We start from the raw sequence: 19,265 nt of genomic DNA, 5'->3' as shown, positions 1-19,265 counted from the left end.
TCGGGACCGTCAGCCGGGTGCCGCACCTGCCGACCACATCCGGTCCCACCCTGATCGATCCCGGCAACCCGAACATCTTCCACCTGCCGGCAGATCCCGAGGATCCCACCGACAGCGACGCCTGGGCGTCGATCCTCGAACTGCCGGACGCCCCACCCGCGATGTGGACCAGCACACGCCGTGCCCGCCGAGGTGCTTCTCCTTTGTGTTATCCGGCCGCGCCTGGAGCACCTACCAGACGACATCCCCGACAGAAACGTCCCCCGATCCCCGAGAAGGTTCCCGATGAAACGTAACGTGCTGGCCGCGACGTCCGCCGTCGCCGTCATCGCCGCCGCCGGACTGGTCCTCGCCCCGCGTGCCGAGGCCGCCGCCGGATGTTCGGTGAAGTACACGGTCTCCAACACCTGGCCGGGCGGCTTCGGCGCCGCCGTCGATGTCACCAACCTGGGCGACGCCGTCAACGGCTGGACGCTGACCTTCGCCTTCCCCGGCGACCAGACGATCTCCCAGCTCTGGAACGGCGCCGTCACCCAGTCCGGCTCTGCCGTCAGCGTCAGGGACGCCGGCTACAACGCCGCCCTCGCCACGAACGCCACCACCGGTGTCGGCTTCAACGCGACCGGAACCTCCGCGATCCCGGCATCGTTCAGCCTCAACGGGGTCGCGTGCACCGGCGGCACCACACCGACCACCACCTCGCCGGGCACCACCTCGCCGACCAGTGCGCCGCCGGCCGGCCCGGTCAAGGCGTTCCCGACCGCTGTCGGCTACGGCGCCGCGGCCACCGGCGGCCGCGGCGGCACCGTCTACCACGTCACGAACCTGAACGACTCGGGCACCGGGTCGTTCCGCGACGCGGTCAGCGCGAACAACCGGATCGTGGTCTTCGACGTCGGCGGTTACATCAAGCTGTCGTCGACGGTGCTGGTGAAAAGCAACATCACGATCGCCGGGCAGACCGCACCGGGCGGCGGCATCGGCGTACAGGGCGGTGAGGTGTCGTTCAACGGCGGCACGAACGTGATCGTCCGCAACTTCCGGTTCCGGATGGGCACCGAGGACGCCGATCAGAAGAACAACGGCATCAACTGGCTGGACGCCAGCAATCTGATCTTCGATCACGTTTCGATCGAGTTCGGGGCCTGGAACAACATCGACGCGGTACGGGCGTCGAACATCACGGTCCAGTATTCGATCGACGCGAACCCGATCGGCCAACAGTTCGGCGCGCACACCGAGACCGGCCCCTACACGTGGTGGCGCAACCTGTGGGCGAACTCCCACAACCGCAACCCGCTGGCCAAGGCCAACACCCAGTTCGTGAACAACGTCGTCTACAACTACCAGGCCGGTTACACCGCCGGGAACTCCAGCGGCCACTTCCTGCACGACGTCGTCGGCAACTACTTCATCACCGGACCGCGCACCACCAGCGCCTCGAACTACTACTACCAGACCGGTAACCAGCAGATCTACAACCGCGACAACTGGGTCGACAGCAACCGGGACGGCCAGTTGAACGGCGCGGCCGCCGTGGTCCGCGGTGGCGCCACCGAGCTCGCCTCGGCGTTCTCGGCCGACACCGCGAGGATCCCGACGGTGTCGGCCGCCGCGGGGTACGCCGACGTGATCGCCAACGCCGGCGCCGTGCCCCGCGACGACGTGGACAGGCTGGTCGTGGCGGACGTGACGTCGCTGGGCACCAAGGGCGCCCTGTGGAGCACGCAGACCGCGACGGGCCTGAACAACAACGGCTACGGCACGATCCCCGGTGGAACCGCTCAACCCGACACCGACCGTGACGGCATGCCCGACACCTGGGAGTCGCGGTACGGGCTGAACCCGGCCGCGAACGACGCCGGCGGCGACTTCGACGCGACCGGCTACACCAACATCGAGAAGTACATCAACGGCCTGCTCGACAACCAGTACCGGTAAGTGGCCTCCGGTGGGTGGGTCAGGCCGATGTTGTCATCGTCTGGCCCTCCTCGGGTCGCTACGTGCTGCGAGTGGAAGGGCAGACAACGCCTCTTCGATCTTGAGACAGGTGACGTCATCGAACCCGTCCTGCCCCGCGGTGCGGCAAGGATGCGGATTGTCGACCATGGCGGAGCAACGTTCTGGCTCAGCGACGGCGCCCACCGAATCCTGTGCGCCGAGGCCGAGGACCCGCGACGCCACTGCGACCGCTGAGCCAAACGGCCCCGGATCGCCGCCCGCAGGCGGCGATCCGGGGCCGGCCGCAAGGCGCGACCGAAACTTGCCGAAACCGTTTTCGTACGCCAGAGTGGGGCGCAACAAATGGATGGTCGTCGATTTCGACCGCCTCGGAGCGGCCCCGTGACGTCCACCCGGCCGGAGTCCGGAAGGAGACCAGGATGCATCAGCGGGTACGCCGTACAGTCGTGGTCGCGGCCGCGCTCGCCACCGTCGCCGCCGGAGCGGCGATCGGCGGGGTGACATCCGCGCAGGCCGCCGCATCGGGATGCCGGGTGAGCTACACCGTCGGCAGCCAGTGGGGCGGAGGATTCACCGCCAACGTCGCCGTGACCAACCTCGGCGACCCCCTCACCGGCTGGACCCTCCGCTGGTCGTTCACCGCCGGTCAGGTGGTGACACAGGCGTGGAACGCGGTGGCCACGCAGAGCGGCTCCGCGGTCACGGCCGTCAACGCCGGCTGGAATGCGAACCTCGCCACCAACGGCACGACGACGTTCGGCTTCAACGGCTCGTGGAACAACAGCAGCAACGCCGTGCCGGCGAGCTTCACTGTGAACGGTGTCGTCTGCACCGGCGCCACCACACCGGGACCCACCGCCTCGCCGAGCACCTCGCCCACCTCGTCGCCGCCGACGTCCACACCGCCGGAGCGCACCGTGCGCGCCTACTGGCTGCGGCCCACCGACGTTGCGTACGACCAGCGGTACGTCGACGGCATCGCCACCGTGATGCGCGAGGCCCAGAGCTACTACCGGCAGGAGCTCGGCAAGACGTTCACCCTCAACAACCCGGTCGTCGAGGTCGTCAACGGCGACCACCCCCGCTCGTGGTACGAGAACACGCCGAACGGCAACGAGTGCTATTGGTGGGTCGTCTTCAACATGCAGCAGGAGCTGATGCGCAAACTCTCCCTGCGGGCGCCGGACAGCCGCTGGGTCAACGTCGGCGAGATCAGCGCCGAGGCGTCGTGCTCCGGCGGTGGAGGAGGCGGCGGATGGGTCATCCTCAGCGGCCACGACGCCGACGGCGCGGCAGGCATCAACGGCCCGATGAACCGATGGTACGGCGGCATGGTCCACGAACTCGGGCACGCGTTCGGCCTGCCGGACTCGACCTCGACCGACGGCACCCCGATGTCCGCCTCCTTCTACAGCTACCCGAACACGCACTTCAGCCAGGCACAGAAGCAGGGCATCCTCAACGGCCCGTACGGAGGTTTCCTGTCCTGACACCGCCCTCGACGGCCGCCGCCGATGTGCACGGAGACCGGCGGCGGCCACTCGAAACCTGAGCCGGGTAGGCGACACCACACGACCCACAGTCCGTGCCAGTCTGAGAAATGCCCTCCGACCGACTTCGCCTCGTGGGACGCGACCGTGAGCTGAATGTCCTGACAAGCGCGCTGGAAGCCGCCGTGACAGGCCGCCCGGGGACGGCCATCGTCACCGGCGAGGCCGGGATCGGCAAGACCCGACGGCTGCGAGGCCGGGCCGCTTGAGCAGTCAGAGCCGGTAAACCTTCGCGGTCGACTAGAAGCTCGCTGTGGGGACGCGGGAACAGGCGTAGTCCCCGGCGACGCGCGCCAGATCGTGGCCGCGTCCCTTCATGTACCTCTGTCGCGTCCAGGACGTGAAGGTGGCGAGTGCGGCCGGCGACGAGGTCGGTGACCAGGGCTCTTCCTTGGTGACATCGAAGTAGGTGAGCAGTTTGAGATCGGGGTACGCGCCCGAGCTCAGCTTCGCGTCCATGTCCTCGATCCATCGGGCCTTGTCGCCGCCGTCCTCGGTGGAGGCGAACTCGCCGATCATCACCGGACGGTTCGGTGCGACGTCGCGGGCCTTGGCGTAGGCGGCGGCGAACGTCGCGTCGAAGCTCGTCCAGTGGTCGCCGGTCGGGTCCCACGACGGACCGAAGCCCCAGTTATATCCGTCGATGCCGACCCAGTCCACGTACCTGTCGCCGGGGTACGCGTGAGCCGGGTCGTTGTAGGGTGCGTCCGGCGAGGATCCGTTGTTGAACGCCCACACCCATTGCACGTTCCGTGCCCCGGCGCCCGTGACGAGGTCATGGACATGCCGGTACGCCCGCACGTACAGCGACGGGGTCGGCGTTGTTGTTCGCAATGCCCCACGGGTACCAACTGCCGTTGAACTCGTGCCCCCAGCGAACCAGGATCGGCAGCCGCACGGCGGCGAACTCTTCGGCGCGCGCCCTGATGTACCTGTCCCACGTGCCGTCGATGACGTCGGTCAGGTGGATCTGCCCGGGGTCGTTGGGGCCGAGCGCGGTATTCCACGGTTCCCAGGTGTAGTGCGGCATGATGCCGCGCCGCCAGAGCATCCTGGCTTCGTCCAACGGGAAAGCTCGTCCGCTCGCCCAACTGTCGAACCACATCACGCTGGCCGGGGTGGCGCCGTAGAGGTTCTTGACGCTCGCCGCGATCGCCGCAGGGTCCTCTTGCCGGAACATGCCCAGGTAACGGATGGGGACCCGGTCCTTGCGAGCTGCCGCTGCGGCCGGCCCGGCGGCGTCGGACGTCGCCAGTGCCACCGCGGCCGCCGCCGTGCCGAGCAGTGCTCGCCTTCGCATGTTGCCTCCCGGGGGGTCAGGGCGCTCCACACTGACTGGAAGCGCTTCCCGTCCGAACCATAATGACTCACGCTCATCGATGTAAAGGCCTGGGTTCCCCGGGGCCGTCTACGCAAGACCGGCGGCCAGGAGGGCGGGCAGCGAGGGCGCGGTTACCACAGCTAGAGCGCTGACGGTTCGGTCCTATGCTTGACAAACGTTAACCTCAAGGTTACAAAGTCGTCATAGACATCGCTGGATCTAAGGAACTGGAAGCGCTTCCAGTTTCAGCTTTGGAGCTAGCGGCGGAACCCACACGGCTGCGAACTCGGGCGCCCTCCATCCGAGCCGCCGGCACGGCCCCTTCCGCGCCACCTGCGATCCGGTATCGCCCCATCCCCGTTCGTCGTGCACGACGCGACATCTCGGTATGACGAAACCCGTAGAACTGGAGACGTCAGTGACCATCACTCGATCACGCGCCCCGAAAGCGCTGGCCGCCGCGATCCTCTGCACCGTCGCCGCCCTCACGGCGCCCGGTACCGCGCCGGCCGCGGCCGCCATCGGCCCCAGCTTCGTCGACAACTTCAACGGATTCGACACCGGCCGCTGGTACAAGGCCGACGGGTACAGCAACGGCGGCGTCTTCAACGCCGGCTGGCGCGCCGACCACGTCTGGTTCAGCGGCGGCGTGATGGGCCTCAACCTGGACACCCAGTCCTGCCCGAGCGGCTGCTCCGGCAAGCCGTACGCCGCCGGCGAATATCGCACCACCGACCTCTACACGTACGGCCGGTTCGAGGCGCGCATGAAGGCCGTCAAGAACCCCGGCACCGTGACCTCGTTCTTCACCTACACCGGGCCCAGCGACGGCCAGCCGTGGGACGAGATCGACATAGAGATCCTCGGCAAGAACACCACCCAGATGCAGGTCAACTACTTCACCAACGGCGTCGGCGGCCACGAGACCGTCATCAACCTGGGCTTCGACGCCGCGAGCGGCTACCACGACTACGCCTTCGAGTGGTGGAACGGCGGCACCATCAACTGGTTCGTCGACGGAGTGCTCGTCCACCAGGAGAACGGCTCCCGTGGACCGCTTCCCACGCACCCGCAACGCATCATGATGAACCTCTGGCCCGGCGTCGGGGTCGACAGCTGGCTGGGGCCCTTCACATACCCCGGCACCAAGCTGACCGCCACCTATGACTGGGCCAGGTACACCAGATACTGATAGTCGCGGAGTCGACGTGGCGTCCGGTCAAGCGGCCAGGTCACGTCGGCTCATCCGTACCTCCGGTTTGCAGTTTCTTGTCGGGCTCGATGCCCGGTGTGCCGACCGCCGCGATGAGGCCGGGCCGTACCTCGAATCGCCGGAAACGACCCGCTAGCCTGGTGGTGGTTCGAGCGGAGGGGGCCGTGTATGTCGTCGCCGGTCCCGTCGCGTCCGCCGACGCTCGACGAAGTCGCCGAGCGAGCCCAGGTGTCGCGCACGGTGGCGTCCCGAGTGATCAACAACGGGCCGAATGTGAGCCGCGCGAAACGCGACGCGGTGGAGCAGGCGATTCGCGATCTCGGGTTCACGCCGAACAGGGCCGCGCGCGCCTTGGCGACTCGCCAGACCGGTGTGGTGGTGCTCGCGGTCTCCGGCGACGGGCCGGGAGTGTTCGCGGATCCGTTCTTCGGCCAGATCATGATGGGCGCGTCCACCGCGCTGGAGAAGACCGACCTGCACCTGGTGCTCAGCCTGGCCACGACCGGTCACGGCCAGCGGCGGCTGGAGAGCTTCCTACAGACCCGGGGAGCCGACGGGGTGATGCTGGTGGCGCTGCGCGGTGACGATCCGCTGATCGACATCGCCGCGCGATCGGGACTGCCCACCGTCTTCATCGGGCTGCCGATGCACGGAACACCACCGTTCTACGTCGAGGCCGACAACGCGGGCGGGGCACGGGCGGCCACCGAGTACCTACTACGTGCCGGGCGCCGCCGTATCGCCATGATCACCGGACCGGACGACACCGCGGTCGGCCGGGAGCGCCGGCGTGGCTACACCGAGGCGCACATGCTGGCGGGGCTCCGGCCGTATGCCACCGCGCCTGGGAATTTCATGGAGGCCGGCGGCGCCGCTGCGATGCGTGCGCTGCTGAGCGAGCACCCGGACCTCGACGCCGTGCTCGCGGCGAACGACAACATGGCGGCGGGGGCGCTGTGGGTGTTGCGCGACGCCGGCCGCACGGTCCCCGACGACGTCGCCGTGGTCGGTTTCGACGATCTGCCGATCGCGTTGCACACCGATCCGAAACTGACCACGATTCATCAGCCGGTGCAGGCGCTGGGCCGCGAGGCCGCCCGCATGCTGATCGAACTGCTCGACGGCACGCAGCCGGAACCGTTCATCCTGCCCACGAAGGTGATCGTGCGAGAGTCGGCCTGACCGCGACGGGCCGATCCATTCCAGGCGAGCAGGTCGCGGCGCTTCCACGTGACTCTGGGTGCACGTGTCGATCGCCGGCCGCGGGCGAAAAGGCCGTTGACTGAGCGGGCATAGTGTACCTTGCGCCATGATTCGCTGTTCATCCACTGAGGAGACACGATGTCATCCAGCCTGTCTCGTCGTTCGGCGCTCGGGATCGGTGCCGCGGCGGTGGTCGGCGCGGGCGTGAGCGGGCCCGCCGAAGCCGCGCCGTCCGGGACGCGTGGCATCCGGAAGGTGTATGAGCGGGAGAAGGCGAAGGCCGGCGGGCTCTGGCGTACCCACATCGCCGCGGTGGACTCGGCCGGTGTGCTGCGGCCCATCGTGGAGGACGACGCCGACCACGTCACGAACGGGTACAGCGTGCAGAAACTGGCGGTCGCCACGGCCGTCATGGACAAGATCGACCGGGGTCTGCTGAGCCTGGGTACCAAGCTCGATCTGCCGGCCGACATCATTCTCGGCGGCTCCGGCATCTACCATCTGCACCGGGTGTGGGGTGACCAGATCACGGTCGCGAACTTCCTCACCGCGATGCTGCTGGTGTCCGACAACACGGCCGTACGGATGTGTGGTCGTGTCGTTCCCGCCTTGGAGATCAACGAGATTCTGGCGGCCAAGGGGTTCGTGCACACCCGGGTCGAGCCGGTCGCCAATCCGAACCGGTTCTTCCTGGGTACGACGACGCCGCGGGAGATGCACGACCTGCTGTGGCGGCTGGCGACCAAGACGCTGCTCAAGCCGGAGTCCTGTGACTTCCTGCTCAGCGTCACCCGGTGGCTCAACGGCTACCACGACGGTGTCCGGCGGGTGATGTCGTCGCGGGAGCGGGAGCGCGTCGCCACCAAGTACGGCGCCGACTTCAACAGCCTCGGTGAGTCCCGGCACGAGGTCGGCATCATGTTCGGCGTCAACGGTTCGCCGCTGCTGACATACGCGATGTTCGCCGATGGGCTGGGCGATCCGGAGAACTACGGCGCCACCCATCCGGCGGTGGAGGCGCATGCCAAGATCGGCCGCGCGCTCATGAACAGCCTGCCCGCGGCCCCGGCGGCCACGGCCCGCTCGGCGGCGCCCCGCACCCTGCCCAAACCGTTCCACCCGGTCAACGGCGGCTGAGCGGTCGCCGCGGTCGCGGACGCGGAACCCGCCTCGGTGTCTATCGGGGCAGCACCGTGAGGACTCGGACGATGTGGTCGCGGAACTCCTGCATGTACGCGGCGAGAAAGTCCTCGGTGGTCTTGTCGGTGACCTCGCCGTTGCCGGGGAACAGGTCCGGGGTGTACTTGATGTACGCCTCGGGTGAGGTCATCTGCCGGGTGTTGCAGAAGCTGAGGACCGCGCGCAGGCTCTGCTGCGACAGTGCGGTGCGGATGTCGCCGATCGACGCGCCGACCACCGCGGCGGGCACGTGGTCGAAGGAGTTGCGGCCCCACGGCCGTGACGCCCAGTCGATGGCGTTCTTCAGCGCGCCGGGGATGGACCGGTTGTACTCCGGCGTCACGAACAGGATGGCCTGCGACCGGCTGATCGCTTCCTTGAGCGCGAGCCCTTCGGGTGGATAGTTCGTGTCGTAGTCCGGGCTGTAGAGCGGCAGATCCCGGATCGGGATCTCGGTGAACTCGAGGTCGTCGGGCGCCAGCCGGATGAGTGCCTTCGACAGCTCCCGGTTGATCGACGTGGACGACAGGCTGCCGACGAAGTATCCGACCTTGTAGCTGGCCATCGAGCTGTGCTCCTTGGTAGACGGATCGTGTATGGCGGCGGTCAGCTCGAACCGTCGGCCCGGGACCCGGGGACCCTCCGCCGCCGCGAGCGCGCTCATGACCAGGCTAAACCTCGTCCGCTGCCGGCAACGGGTCAACTCACGAACGCGACCGGAGCGCGGTTCGGCCGGCCGAACCGCGCTCCGGTGAACGAACCAGTGGGCCGTCACCGCGCCCCGGGGACCGGCTGGACCCGCTCGAACCGCACCCGGCTCAGCCATCCCGGGTAGTCGCTGAGCACGTACAGTTCGCCGTGCACGTCGGTGCCGATCGCGGTCGGCTGGGTGGGGAAGTTGCCGATCGTGGCGGTCTCGTAGCTGCCGTCGCGCTGGGGGCGCACGGCGTAGACACGGGGCGCGCAGTAGTCGCTCGCGACGTAGGTCCCCCACGCTTCGGGGGTCCGGGACCCTCGGTACACCACGCCGCCGATCACCGAGCAGCTCTCGGTGAGGAAGTGTTCGTACTCGAAGACCGGGTCGACGTATTGCACGCCCGGACGGCATTGCGCCGGGTCGAACACCGGGGTGCCCTCCTTGCAGGACCAGCCGAGGTTCGCCCCGCCCTGCCAGGGGCGGATGTGGTTGACCTCTTCGACCAGGCCCTGGCCGACGTCACCGATCCACAGCGAGTTGTCGACCGGGTCGACGGAGAACTTCCACGGGTTGCGCAGGCCGTACACCCAGATCTCCGGCCGCGCGCCCGGCGTACGAATGAAGGGGTTTGTGGAAGGCACGCAGTAGGGTTTGGCGCCGCAGGCACGGTTGACGTCGATCCGCACGATCTTGCCGAGCAGGGTGCCGAGGTCCTGACCGGCCTTGAACGGGTCGTTCGCGTGGCCGCCGTCGCCGGTGGACCAGTAGAGGTAGCCGTCGCGGCCGAACGCCACCTGTCCACCGTTGTGGTTGCCGTACTCGGCGTGCTCCTGGGTGAGCAGCACCTGCAGCCGCTCCGGGGCGCCGATGGGCAGTCGTGCCAGGGTGAGCGCGCCGGAAGGCAGGCTCGTGTAGGCGACGTAGAGGATCCCGGTGCGTGCGAAGTTCGGCGCGGGCGTGATGCCGAGCAGGCCTCGTTCGTTGTCCGACGCGTCGATGCGGGCGGTCAGGTCGAGCACCGGCTCGGCCGTCAGGCCGGTGTCGGGGTGGTAGGCGCGGACGGTGCCGTTCTTCTCCGCGATCAGCATCCGGCCGTCGGGCAGGCCGGTGATCGCGATCGGACGCTGTAGACCGGAGGCCACCTGTTCGGTCACCACGGTCAGCTCGGTGAGTGGCACCGCGGGGCCGCGGGGTGTGCCGGCCGCCGGGACCGAGGTCGACAGGAGCCCGGACAGGACCAGAACGAGCAGGCCGGCCAGCAGGGTGGCCGGGCGACGACGCGGTGGCGACATGGTCAGCTCCTTGAGCAGAGTGGCGGACGCATTCCGGGAGCGCTCCCACAATACATCGAAGCCCGGCAATGCGTCAGGCTGAGCGTTGCGTGGCGTTGTCGCCGCGGAGGTGGTCCAACTCGGCGAGGTACATCGCCTGCAGGCGCTCGAAGTGCCGGACCAGCAGCATGACCTCCTCGACTCGGTAGCCTTCGATGAGCTGCTTCGCCCGCCCGGCGAACCGCTCGTACGGCCGCTCCAGCTCGGCGGCCCGCTCGGGCCGCAGGGTGACGATCACCCGCCGCCGGTCCGCCGGATCGCGCTCGGTCGTGACCCAGCCGGCCTGCTGGAGCCGGCGCAGCACACTGGTCACCGCGCCGGTGGTGAGGTTGGTCCTTTCGGCGACCTGCCCCGCGGTCGCCGGGCCGACGTCGGCCAGGAAGTCCAGGCACTCCAGGTCGCTCACGGTGAGGCCCAGCCGTTCCGCGATGGCGTACCGGAACACCATGGACAGCCGCGAGTTCTCCCGCCCGGCGCGCATGAGGTCGGCGATCGCGGACGCACGGTCCGGCTCGTGGGACATAGCCGCAATCATGCCTCCGGCACGGTGACCCGGTGCAGCCGAGGTAGCACCCGGGTCAGGATCCAGTGCGGGGCGGCCGCGGCTCCGGTGAGACGGCGCATCAATCCGGCGGCGGTGTCGACGGCACGGAAGGCGTAGGACACCATCTCGTCCTGGTAGCGGGCGATCGCCTCCTGCACCGGTGTGCCGCTCGCGAGAGCCTCGACGATCCGGTGGCCGAGCAGGGCGGCGTCGCGCAGCGCGGTGTTGCCGCCGTGGGCGCCGAACGGCGGCATCACGTGGACGGCGTCGCCCATCATCGTCGCCCCGGGCACCGCCCACCGGTGGGGTCGCCGGCCGGCGGCGAAGGGGTTGAGCACCGTGGTGTCCAGCTCGGCCGTATCGACCAGCCGCCGGATGAGCGGGTGGAAGTCCGCGCTCATCCGGACGGCCAGATCCCGTAGTGCCAGCAGGTCCCCGCGGGCGCCGATGGGGACCTCCTGCTGCCGCAGCAGCAGCCCCCACATGACGTAGTCGTCGCCGGTGGGCGCGTAGCCGCCCGGGGCCAGGCGCGCGAACGCCTCCCGCGGGCTCTCGCCGAACCGCATGGAGGTGAAGAAGAAGGCGCGGCTCGGCTGGTCGGCGATGGCCAGGACGCCACTGGTGCGCAGCGCGCCCGGGATGACGCTTTCGCCGTTGCGCCGCAACGGCGAGCGGCTGTAGATGCCCGCCATCGGGGTGTTCGCCGGGTCCGCGTCGGGCATGAGCTGCGCGCGCAGTGCCGAGCCGACGCCGTCCGCGCCGACGACGACGCTCGCCGCGACGGACCCGCCGTCGGTGAACCGCAGCCGTAGCCCGGACGGGCCGCCGCGTTCGACGGCGACGGCGGGTTTGCCGTAGTGGATGCGCCCGTCCAGCCCGAGCATCAGGATCGACCGCAGGGTGGCCCGGTCGACCTGGCGGGTCGCGTGCGGCTCGTCCTTGAAGGTGATGGTGAAGGCGTCTCGCAGCCGGCTGTCGGTGAAGCGCAGTTGTCCACCCGGTTCGTCGCCGGTGGTCAGCGCCAGACGGTACAGCGGGCGGGGCAGGCTTTCGCGCAGCGCCTGCAGCCCGTGCCGGTCGAGAATGATGCGGTAGCCCTGCTGCCGGACGAAGGGGCTCGGATCCCGCTCGTAGACGTGCACGTCCACGCCGGCGCGCATCAGGTATTGGGCGAGGCAGAGGCCGGAGAGGCCGGCGCCGGCGATCGCCACCGAGAAGTCGGTCGATATACCCATGCGATTTATCTTAACGACTAAGATAAATGCGGCAAGGCCGGGCAGCCGCCGGGACCAGCGGGACACGTCACCACGGTTAACCTGTTGTGGAGATCGAAAGGATTTTCGACGTGGCCCGTGTGGTACCGGCGGTCATCCGCGCGCTCGACATCCTCGAGCTGTTCCTGGACCGGGCGGAGCTGTCGGCCCGCGAGGTGACCGAGCGGCTCGGCCTGCCCCGGACCACCGTCCATGAGCTGCTGGTCACGCTGGTGGAGCGGGCGTATCTGATCGCCGTCCCGGGCCAGCCGGTGCGGTACCGGCTCGGCATGCCGTTGTTCCAGCTCGGTTCGGCGTTCGCCGGGCGGCTCGATCTGGTCCGCGAGGCGCGGAGCATCGCGCGGGACGTGGCAGCCGCCTGCGACGAGGCCGTCCATGTGGCCGTGCTGGACGGTGCCGACGTCGTCTATCTCGTCAAAGTGGACAGCACGCACCCGGTCCGGATGGTCTCCGCGGTGGGGCGCCGGCTGCCCGCCCACTGCACGGCGGTCGGCAAGATCCTGCTGGCGGGCCTCGACCGGGCGGGGCTGGACGCCGTCCTGGCGAAGGGACCCCTGGCGGGCATGACACCGGCCAGCATCACCGATCCGAACCTGCTGCGGGCACATCTCGAGCAGGTCCGCGGCGAGGGGGTGGCGGCCGACCTCGGCGAGTCCGACACCGCCATGCGCTGTGTGGCCGCGGCGGTCCGGGACCATTCCGGCGCGATCATCGCCGCGATGAGCGTGTCGGCGCCGGCCATCCGCTGGACCCCGGACGCGCCGGAGAAGTGGACCGATCTGGTGCGCGAGGGCGCGTCGGCGCTCTCCGCCTGCATGGGGCATCGCACCGCATCGCGGTAATCGGCGACCACCCGGAAACATTGACACCTCTCTTGGTTACGTCCTACCGTCACGTCCACTCGATACGACATATCGAACCGCGTTCGAAATTTCGAACAAAGGGGTGAGCGGCGATGGAGAGACGCGGCTTTCTGGGTATAGGTGTAGGGATGCTCGGCGCGGCCGGCCTGGCCGCGTGCGGCGGCGGCTCCGAGTCGCCGCCCAAGGCCCAGGCGGAGGTGCCGAAGGAGCTGCTCGACGCCGCCGCGGCGCTGAAGGGCTCCACGATGGGCATGCTGTCGCAGAAGCTGTACTCGACGGCGGCCAACGAGGCGCTCGACGCCTCGATCAGGAAGTTCGCCGAGGCCACCGGGACCAAGATCGAGAACAGCCTGGTCCAAGCCGACGCGGGCGACGTGGTCGCCAAGATCGACGCCGAGGTCAAGGGCGGCGTGGCCCGCGACCTGGCGTTCATGACCGACTCGCGGTTCATCGCGCAGTTCCACACGCTGGGCGACCTGGAGGACGTGACGGACGTCGTCACGGCCCTGACCGCCCAGTACGGCGAACCCTGCGCCGAGGCCAAGAACTTCTGCGTCTTCGACGGCAGGTGGTACGCGATCCCGTACCACTTCATCGGCATCGGATCGTTCCTGCGCAAGGACTGGATGCAGGAGAAGGGCATCACCCCGAAGGACGTCTACACCTGGGAGGAGCTGCGCGACGTCTGCCTGTCGATCTCCGACCCGGGCAAACGGCGCTTCGGCTGGGGCATGACCGTCAACCGCTCCGGCGACGGCAACGGCATGATCGAGGCGCTGATCAACTCCTACGGCGGGGCGATCGCCTCCAACGACGGCCGGAAGGTCACCTTCGACTCCCCGGAGACGGTGCAGGCGGTCACCTTCCTCGGCGACATCTACACCAACCCCAAGTACAAACCGATGCTGCCACCCGGCGTGGACAGCTGGACCGACACCAGCAACAACGAGAACTGGCTGGCCGGCGTCCTGGGCTACACCCGAAACAGCTTCAGCGTCTACGCCGACTCCAAGACCAAGAAGAATCCGGTGTACGACAACACGCACGTCTTCTCCGACTGCACCGGCCCGGCCACCGACAAATCGCTGCTGCTCGGCCAGTCCCAGGGCTTCGTGGTGTTCAAGGGCGCCAAGAACGGCACCCTCGCCCGGCTCCTGGCGCAGTACCTGATCACCGCGCCCGCCCTGGTCGGGGTGGCCAAGGAGGCACCCGGCCTGGCGCTGCCCGCCTGGGAGAAGGTCTGGGACGCCGACCCGTTCTTCGACAGCGGCGACCCGGCGTTCCCCATGCTGCGCACCATGTCCCAGCAGCCACTGCCGCTGAAGACCAAGAACGGCCTGTCCTTCCCGCAGAAAGCCAGCGCCGGACAGCAGGCCGTCGTCGCGGCCTACGTCCTCACCGACATGATGCAGCAGGTCGTACAGGGCGCGGCGCCCGCGCAGGCGGTCAAGGACGCCCACGCCAAGATGGTGCAGATCTTCTCCCAACAGGGGCTGCCGCAGTGAGGTCGCTGCGCACGGCGCCGGCCCCGGTGGTGAAGGCGACATCGCCACCGGGGCCGGGCTCCCTCACCGCGGCCCAGCGCCGGCTGGGCCGCGACTGGCGGCTCGCGGCACTGTTCCTGACGCCCACCGCCGTGCTCGTCGGCGTGCTCGTGCTCGTGCCGATCGTCCAGTCGTTCGTCACCAGCACGACCGAACGGCACGGGGCCGACAGCGTGTTCGTCGGCCTGGACAACTACCGTGCGCTCGCCGGTGACCGGCAGTTCCGCACCGGCGTGGTGAACTCGTTCGTCTTCACGGCGTACGCCGAGGTGTTCAAGGTCGTGCTGGGCCTGGCCGCGGCCCTGCTCCTGCACCGCCTGCGCCGCGGGCGCGCCCTGCTGACCGGCCTGCTGCTGGTGCCGTGGGTGGTCCCGACCGTGGTCACCGCGTTCAGCTGGCGGTCCCTGCTCGACCCGATCTTCGGCAGCGTCAACACCCTGCTCACCAGCTCCGGCATCGGCCCGCTGCTGGCGAGCCTGCACCTGGTCGACAGCTGGCCGGCCGGCTGGCTGTCCGACCCGTCGCTGGCCATGCCGTCGGTGATCCTGGTCAACGTGTGGAAGGGGGTGCCGTTCTTCACCGTCTGCTTCCTCGCCGGGCTGAAGGCGATCCCCGCCGAGCACTACGAGGCCGCCACCATCGACGGCGCGACGCCCTGGCAGCGGTTCCGGCACGTCACGCTGCCCGGACTGCGCCACGTGATCACCGTGACGGTGACCCTGTCGTCGATCTGGACGTTCAACAACTTCGACCTCATCTGGCTGCTGACCCAGGGCGGCCCCGGTGACGTCACCGCCCCGTACGTCCTGGTCGCCTACTCCAAGGCGATCCTGCAACTGCAGTACGGCGCGGGCGCGGCCGCCACCCTGGTCATGCTGCCGATCATCGCCGGCCTGGTGTTCGTCCTGGTCCGCCTACTGCGCCAGGACTACGGCAACCGGCCGCCACGGTGGACCGGGCCGACCCGCACGGCGTTCGGCTGGGCCGTCACCGCCGTGGTCACCGGCCTGCTGTTCTGGGCGTCGCCGGAGATCTTCTGGAGGGCGGCGGTGGTCCTCGGGATCATCCTGCTGATCGTGGCCGGGATCGGCCGGATGATCGCGGCGCTGGCCGACCGGGGCGGGCGCCGGGCGTCCACGGTGGTGTCCCGGATCGCCTCCGGGATCGCGCTGGCCGGCCTGCTCGCCTTCGTGCTCGGCCCGATGTACTGGATCGCGGTCACCGCGTTCAAGTCGGAGACCCAGGTCGTCATGCGCGACAACGACCTGTGGCCGACACCGTGGACCCTGGAGCAGTTCGGCACGCTGTTCACCAACCAGCAGTTCGGCCGCTGGTACCTCAACACCCTGATGGTGTCGGCGGCGTCCACCACCGTCGCCCTGCTCTGCGCCGCCCTGGCCGGTTACGCCCTGGCCCGGCTGCGGTTCCGCGGGGCGCAGGGCTTCACCGTCACGGTGCTGCTCACCTACGTGATGCCCGGCGCGCTGCTGTTCATCCCGCTCTATCAACTGCTCATCGAGACCCGGCTCACCGACTCGCTGTGGTCGCTGGTGCTGACCTACCCGACGTTCACGCTGCCGTTCGCCACCTGGTTGCTGACCGGCTACTTCGCATCGATTCCGGTCGACCTGGAGGAGGCGGCCCTGGTCGACGGCGGCACCCGGATTCAGGCGTTCCGCCGGGTGGTGCTGCCGCTGGCCAAACCGGGCCTGCTGGCGGTCGCGCTGTTCACCCTGACCAACGCCTGGAACGAGTTCCTCTTCGCCTTCGTGTTCATCACCAAGGACGAGTACAAGACGCTGCCCGTCGGGATGCAGTCGATGATCGCCGGCGACGTCGTGCCGCAGGGACAACTCGCCGCCGCGTCACTGCTGGTCAGCATTCCCGTCGTGGTCATGTATGCGTTCGGGCAGCGCTTCCTCACCGAAGGGCTCACCGCGGGCGCGGTCAAAGGATGAGATCAAAGGCCCGGATTCCAGTACGGCGTGAGCACTCCCGTGACACCGACGCGGGCGGTGAAAAGCCGGCCGGACGACGGATGGGCCGCCAGGTCGGCAGGAGTGAGGTGCTGGGTGGCCGTGGTGATCACCAGGACGTCCAGTTCTGGGCCGGCGAACGCGACGCTGGAGGTGTGCGGGGCGTCCACCTCGACCACCGCGAGCAGGTCACCGGCCGGCGACCGGCACTCGACGCGGCCCCCGCCCCAGACGGCCAGCCACAGATTGCCGGCGGCGTCCACACACAATCCGTCCGGGTACCCGTCGTCGACGGTGAACAGCACCGACCGCTCCCCCACCGGGTAGTCGCGCACGTAAACGGTGCGGGTGAGCGTGTCCACGCTGTAGAACCGGTCACCGGACGGGCTCCAGGCCAGCCCGTTGGAGAGGGTCAGGTCGTCGTCGATGGTGGTACAGCCGCCGCCCTCGAAACGGACCAGCACCTCCCGATCACCGCCGAGACTGCCGACCAGGAACCGGCCGGACGGGTCGACCGCGCCGTCGTTCAGCCGGCCCGGCGATCCCGGCGGCAGCACCCGTGCCAGATGCGTACGCCCGCCGTCGGCATCCACCCGGGTCAGCGTCTCCCGCTCGGCCACCAGCAGGTCACCGTTCTCCGCGACCGCGACGGCGCCCACGCTCTGCTCGAAGGACCAGGTACGGACCGGTTCGACACGGTCGCCGAGCCGGCCCTCGTGCACGTCGCCCGCCATGATGTCGACCCACAGCAGACGCTGCCGGGCGGCGTCCCAGACCGGCCCCTCCCCGAGGAACCATCCGGCGTCGGTAGCCGGGCGGGCGCTGTGCCGTCTGGTCATCCCATTCATATTCATGGAATTGTAGTGACGGCGGAGGTGGGCGATGCATCAGCGACGCAGTGCGCAGTGGTACGCCGGTGACGACCGGAACAGCTACATCCACCGTGCCTGGATGCGGCGCGGTCTGCCGGCCGACGCCTTCGACGGGCGCCCGCACATCGCCATCGCCAACACCGCCTCCGACCTGACCCCGTGCAACGCCCACCTCGACGAGGTCGCCCGCAGCGTCGCCGACGGCATCCACCGGGCCGGCGGCATCCCGCTGAACCTGCCCGTCGTGTCGATCGGCGAGACCCAGGTCCGCCCGACCGCGATGCTGTGGCGCAACATGGCCGCGATGGCGATCGAGGAGATGCTGCGCGCCAACCCGATCGACGGCGTCGTCCTGCTCGGCGGCTGCGACAAGACCATCCCCGCGCTGCTGATGGGCGCCGCCTCCGTCGACCTGCCGGCCGTGGTGATGCCCGGCGGCCCGATGCTGACCGGCACCTTCCGCGGCGTGCCGCTCGGCTGCGGCACCGACGTGTGGAAACTGTCCGAGGAGGTGCGCGCGGGCACGCTCGGCGCGGCCGAGTTCCAGCGCTCCGAGTCGTCGATGATCCGCAGCCGGGGCCACTGCAACACGATGGGCACCGCCTCCACCATGGGACTGCTCGCCGAGGTGCTGGGCATGACCCTGCCCGGGGTGGCCGGCACCCCGGCCCCCGACAGCCGCCTGCTGGAGGCCGCCCACGCGACCGGTGTGCTCGCCGTCGAACTCGTCGACGCGGACCGCCGCCCCAGCCAGGTGATGACCCGCGGCTCGTTCCTCAACGCGATCGTCGCCCTCGCCGCCCTGGGTGGCTCCACCAACGCCGTCGTGCACCTGCTCGCCATCGCCGGCCGGCTCGGCGTCGACCTTTCCCAAGACGATTTCGATCGTACGGGCGCCGACGTGCCGCTGCTGGTCGACCTGCTGCCGGCCGGCCGTTACCTGATGGACGACCTCTACCGTGCCGGCGGCCTGCACGCCGTCCTCGCCGAGGTCCGTGACCTGCTGGATCCGGCCGCGATCACGGTCACCGGCCGGCCGCTGGCCGACCACCTCGGCGACGCCCGCGTCTACGACCGGGAGGTGATCCGGCCGCGGGCCGAGCCGCTGCGGCCGCACGCCGGGATCGCGGTCCTCTACGGCAACCTGGCGCCGGACGGTGCGGTCGTCAAACCGGCCGCCGCGTCTGCGCACCTGCTGCGCCACCGGGGGCCGGCCGTGGTCTTCGACTCCGTCGAGGACCTGCACGCCCGCCTCGACGACCCGGATCTGGACGTCACCGCCGACTCGGTGCTGGTGCTGCGCGGCTGCGGGCCCAAGGGCTACCCGGGCATGCCGGAGGTGTCCAACATGCCGTTGCCGGCGAAACTTCTCGAGCAGGGGGTACGCGACATGGTGCGCGTCTGCGACGGGCGGATGTCGGGTACGGCGTACGGCACCGTGGTCCTGCACGTCGCCCCGGAAGCCGCGGCCGGCGGGCCGCTCGCCAAGGTCCGCACCGGCGACATGATCGTCCTCGACGTCGCGAACCGGCGCCTCGACGCCGACGTCCCCGCCGAACAGTGGGCCGCCCGCGAGCCGTCACCGGAGGCGGCGAAGGCCTACGCCGCGCCGTCGCGCGGCTGGGAGCGCCTCTACGTCGACACCGTCGGCCAGGCCGACACCGGCGCCGACTGTGACTTCCTGCGCGGCTCCAGCGGCGACCGCGTCTCCCGCGAATCCCACTGAATTCCACCTG

At 69.3% G+C, this 19,265-nt stretch carries 17 protein-coding genes; 10 read left to right on the top strand and 7 right to left on the bottom strand.

Annotated features, from left to right (window positions below; translation table 11 throughout):
* The first annotated feature begins 285 nt into the window (after positions 1–285).
* The 3 genes from IEZ13_RS10580 to IEZ13_RS47850 all read left to right on the top strand — a co-directional run bounded on the left by IEZ13_RS10580 (position 286) and on the right by IEZ13_RS47850 (position 3,721).
* Complete coding sequence (locus tag IEZ13_RS10580; RefSeq protein ID WP_183220716.1) at positions 286–1,941, top strand: cellulose-binding domain-containing protein; 1,656 nt, start codon at positions 286–288, stop codon at positions 1,939–1,941.
* Positions 1,942–2,381: 440 nt separating this feature from the next.
* On the top strand, positions 2,382–3,452 hold the full coding sequence (locus tag IEZ13_RS10575; RefSeq protein WP_183220714.1) for a cellulose-binding domain-containing protein: 1,071 nt from the start codon (positions 2,382–2,384) through the stop codon (positions 3,450–3,452).
* A 110-nt stretch (positions 3,453–3,562) separates the two neighbouring features.
* Positions 3,563–3,721 carry an ATP-binding protein gene (locus IEZ13_RS47850; protein WP_372441859.1) on the top strand — a complete coding sequence of 53 codons (159 nt, stop codon included), beginning with the start codon at positions 3,563–3,565 and terminating at the stop codon, positions 3,719–3,721.
* A 31-nt stretch (positions 3,722–3,752) separates the two neighbouring features.
* Here the strand turns inward: IEZ13_RS47850 and IEZ13_RS10565 are convergent, their stop codons facing one another.
* Entirely contained in the window at positions 3,753–4,313 is a 561-nt protein-coding gene (locus IEZ13_RS10565; RefSeq protein WP_229794612.1) for a glycosyl hydrolase, read from the bottom strand.
* Positions 4,288–4,812, bottom strand: coding sequence for a glycoside hydrolase family 26 protein (locus tag IEZ13_RS10560; RefSeq protein WP_183220708.1), 525 nt, complete (start codon positions 4,810–4,812; stop codon positions 4,288–4,290). The genes IEZ13_RS10565 and IEZ13_RS10560 overlap by 26 nt, the downstream gene beginning before the upstream one ends.
* 439 nt (positions 4,813–5,251) lie before the next feature.
* Here IEZ13_RS10560 and bglS point away from each other — a divergent pair, with 439 nt between their 5' ends.
* The 3 genes from bglS to IEZ13_RS10545 all read left to right on the top strand — a co-directional run bounded on the left by bglS (position 5,252) and on the right by IEZ13_RS10545 (position 8,386).
* The gene (gene bglS, locus IEZ13_RS10555) at positions 5,252–6,025 is read left to right on the top strand and encodes a beta-glucanase (protein WP_203833763.1); all 774 of its coding nucleotides are present in this window, start codon (positions 5,252–5,254) and stop codon (positions 6,023–6,025) included.
* Between the two features lie 189 nt (positions 6,026–6,214).
* Entirely contained in the window at positions 6,215–7,228 is a 1,014-nt protein-coding gene (locus tag IEZ13_RS10550) for a LacI family DNA-binding transcriptional regulator (protein ID WP_183220704.1), read from the top strand.
* A gap of 159 nt (positions 7,229–7,387) precedes the next feature.
* Positions 7,388–8,386: a serine hydrolase gene (locus tag IEZ13_RS10545; protein ID WP_183220702.1), complete on the top strand. Its 999-nt coding sequence runs from the start codon at positions 7,388–7,390 to the stop codon at positions 8,384–8,386.
* Positions 8,387–8,426: 40 nt separating this feature from the next.
* Here the strand turns inward: IEZ13_RS10545 and IEZ13_RS10540 are convergent, their stop codons facing one another.
* The 4 genes from IEZ13_RS10540 to IEZ13_RS10525 all read right to left on the bottom strand — a co-directional run bounded on the left by IEZ13_RS10540 (position 8,427) and on the right by IEZ13_RS10525 (position 12,235).
* Positions 8,427–9,092: an NADPH-dependent FMN reductase gene (locus IEZ13_RS10540; protein ID WP_229794599.1), complete on the bottom strand. Its 666-nt coding sequence runs from the start codon at positions 9,090–9,092 to the stop codon at positions 8,427–8,429.
* Between the two features lie 107 nt (positions 9,093–9,199).
* On the bottom strand, positions 9,200–10,417 hold the full coding sequence (locus tag IEZ13_RS10535) for a PQQ-dependent sugar dehydrogenase (RefSeq protein WP_183220700.1): 1,218 nt from the start codon (positions 10,415–10,417) through the stop codon (positions 9,200–9,202).
* Between the two features lie 73 nt (positions 10,418–10,490).
* Positions 10,491–10,979, bottom strand: a complete 489-nt coding sequence (locus IEZ13_RS10530) for a MarR family transcriptional regulator (RefSeq protein ID WP_229794598.1) — start codon at positions 10,977–10,979, stop codon at positions 10,491–10,493.
* Positions 10,980–10,987: 8 nt separating this feature from the next.
* Positions 10,988–12,235, bottom strand: coding sequence for an FAD-dependent oxidoreductase (locus IEZ13_RS10525; protein ID WP_183220697.1), 1,248 nt, complete (start codon positions 12,233–12,235; stop codon positions 10,988–10,990).
* A 110-nt stretch (positions 12,236–12,345) separates the two neighbouring features.
* On the opposite strand from IEZ13_RS10525, the gene IEZ13_RS10520 reads away from it, so the two are divergent.
* From IEZ13_RS10520 to IEZ13_RS10510, 3 genes are all read left to right on the top strand, one after another.
* Positions 12,346–13,116, top strand: a complete 771-nt coding sequence (locus tag IEZ13_RS10520) for an IclR family transcriptional regulator (RefSeq protein WP_183220695.1) — start codon at positions 12,346–12,348, stop codon at positions 13,114–13,116.
* Positions 13,117–13,265: 149 nt separating this feature from the next.
* Positions 13,266–14,642 carry an extracellular solute-binding protein gene (locus IEZ13_RS10515; protein ID WP_229794597.1) on the top strand — a complete coding sequence of 459 codons (1,377 nt, stop codon included), beginning with the start codon at positions 13,266–13,268 and terminating at the stop codon, positions 14,640–14,642.
* Positions 14,639–16,639: an ABC transporter permease gene (locus IEZ13_RS10510; RefSeq protein WP_183220693.1), complete on the top strand. Its 2,001-nt coding sequence runs from the start codon at positions 14,639–14,641 to the stop codon at positions 16,637–16,639. The genes IEZ13_RS10515 and IEZ13_RS10510 overlap by 4 nt, the downstream gene beginning before the upstream one ends.
* A gap of 2 nt (positions 16,640–16,641) precedes the next feature.
* Here IEZ13_RS10510 and IEZ13_RS10505 read toward each other — a convergent pair whose 3' ends face one another.
* A complete protein-coding gene (locus IEZ13_RS10505; RefSeq protein WP_183220692.1) occupies positions 16,642–17,496 on the bottom strand; it encodes an SMP-30/gluconolactonase/LRE family protein in 855 nt (284 codons plus the stop codon).
* A 43-nt stretch (positions 17,497–17,539) separates the two neighbouring features.
* On the opposite strand from IEZ13_RS10505, the gene IEZ13_RS10500 reads away from it, so the two are divergent.
* The gene (locus tag IEZ13_RS10500; RefSeq protein WP_183220691.1) at positions 17,540–19,255 is read left to right on the top strand and encodes an IlvD/Edd family dehydratase; all 1,716 of its coding nucleotides are present in this window, start codon (positions 17,540–17,542) and stop codon (positions 19,253–19,255) included.
* The last annotated feature ends 10 nt before the right edge of the window (positions 19,256–19,265 follow it).

It is taken from the genome of Actinoplanes campanulatus (genome assembly GCF_014647795.1).
Classification (GTDB): domain Bacteria; phylum Actinomycetota; class Actinomycetes; order Mycobacteriales; family Micromonosporaceae; genus Actinoplanes; species Actinoplanes campanulatus.
The sequence above is the reverse complement of the archived record's forward strand: the minus strand, read 5'-3'. Positions and strand labels throughout refer to the sequence as shown.

Excerpts from the sequence above, each read along its gene's own strand:
- IEZ13_RS10580 (WP_183220716.1), top strand. The coding sequence starts at position 286 with ATGAAACGTAACGTGCTGGCCGCGACGTCCGCCGTCGCCGTCATCGCC.
- IEZ13_RS10575 (WP_183220714.1), top strand. The coding sequence starts at position 2,382 with ATGCATCAGCGGGTACGCCGTACAGTCGTGGTCGCGGCCGCGCTCGCC.
- IEZ13_RS47850 (WP_372441859.1), top strand. The coding sequence starts at position 3,563 with ATGCCCTCCGACCGACTTCGCCTCGTGGGACGCGACCGTGAGCTGAAT.
- IEZ13_RS10560 (WP_183220708.1), bottom strand. The coding sequence starts at position 4,812 with ATGCGAAGGCGAGCACTGCTCGGCACGGCGGCGGCCGCGGTGGCACTG.
- IEZ13_RS10550 (WP_183220704.1), top strand. The coding sequence starts at position 6,215 with ATGTCGTCGCCGGTCCCGTCGCGTCCGCCGACGCTCGACGAAGTCGCC.
- IEZ13_RS10545 (WP_183220702.1), top strand. The coding sequence starts at position 7,388 with ATGTCATCCAGCCTGTCTCGTCGTTCGGCGCTCGGGATCGGTGCCGCG.
- IEZ13_RS10540 (WP_229794599.1), bottom strand. The coding sequence starts at position 9,092 with ATGAGCGCGCTCGCGGCGGCGGAGGGTCCCCGGGTCCCGGGCCGACGG.
- IEZ13_RS10535 (WP_183220700.1), bottom strand. The coding sequence starts at position 10,417 with ATGTCGCCACCGCGTCGTCGCCCGGCCACCCTGCTGGCCGGCCTGCTC.
- IEZ13_RS10530 (WP_229794598.1), bottom strand. The coding sequence starts at position 10,979 with ATGTCCCACGAGCCGGACCGTGCGTCCGCGATCGCCGACCTCATGCGC.
- IEZ13_RS10525 (WP_183220697.1), bottom strand. The coding sequence starts at position 12,235 with ATGGGTATATCGACCGACTTCTCGGTGGCGATCGCCGGCGCCGGCCTC.
- IEZ13_RS10515 (WP_229794597.1), top strand. The coding sequence starts at position 13,266 with ATGCTCGGCGCGGCCGGCCTGGCCGCGTGCGGCGGCGGCTCCGAGTCG.
- IEZ13_RS10505 (WP_183220692.1), bottom strand. The coding sequence starts at position 17,496 with ATGACCAGACGGCACAGCGCCCGCCCGGCTACCGACGCCGGATGGTTC.
- IEZ13_RS10500 (WP_183220691.1), top strand. The coding sequence starts at position 17,540 with ATGCATCAGCGACGCAGTGCGCAGTGGTACGCCGGTGACGACCGGAAC.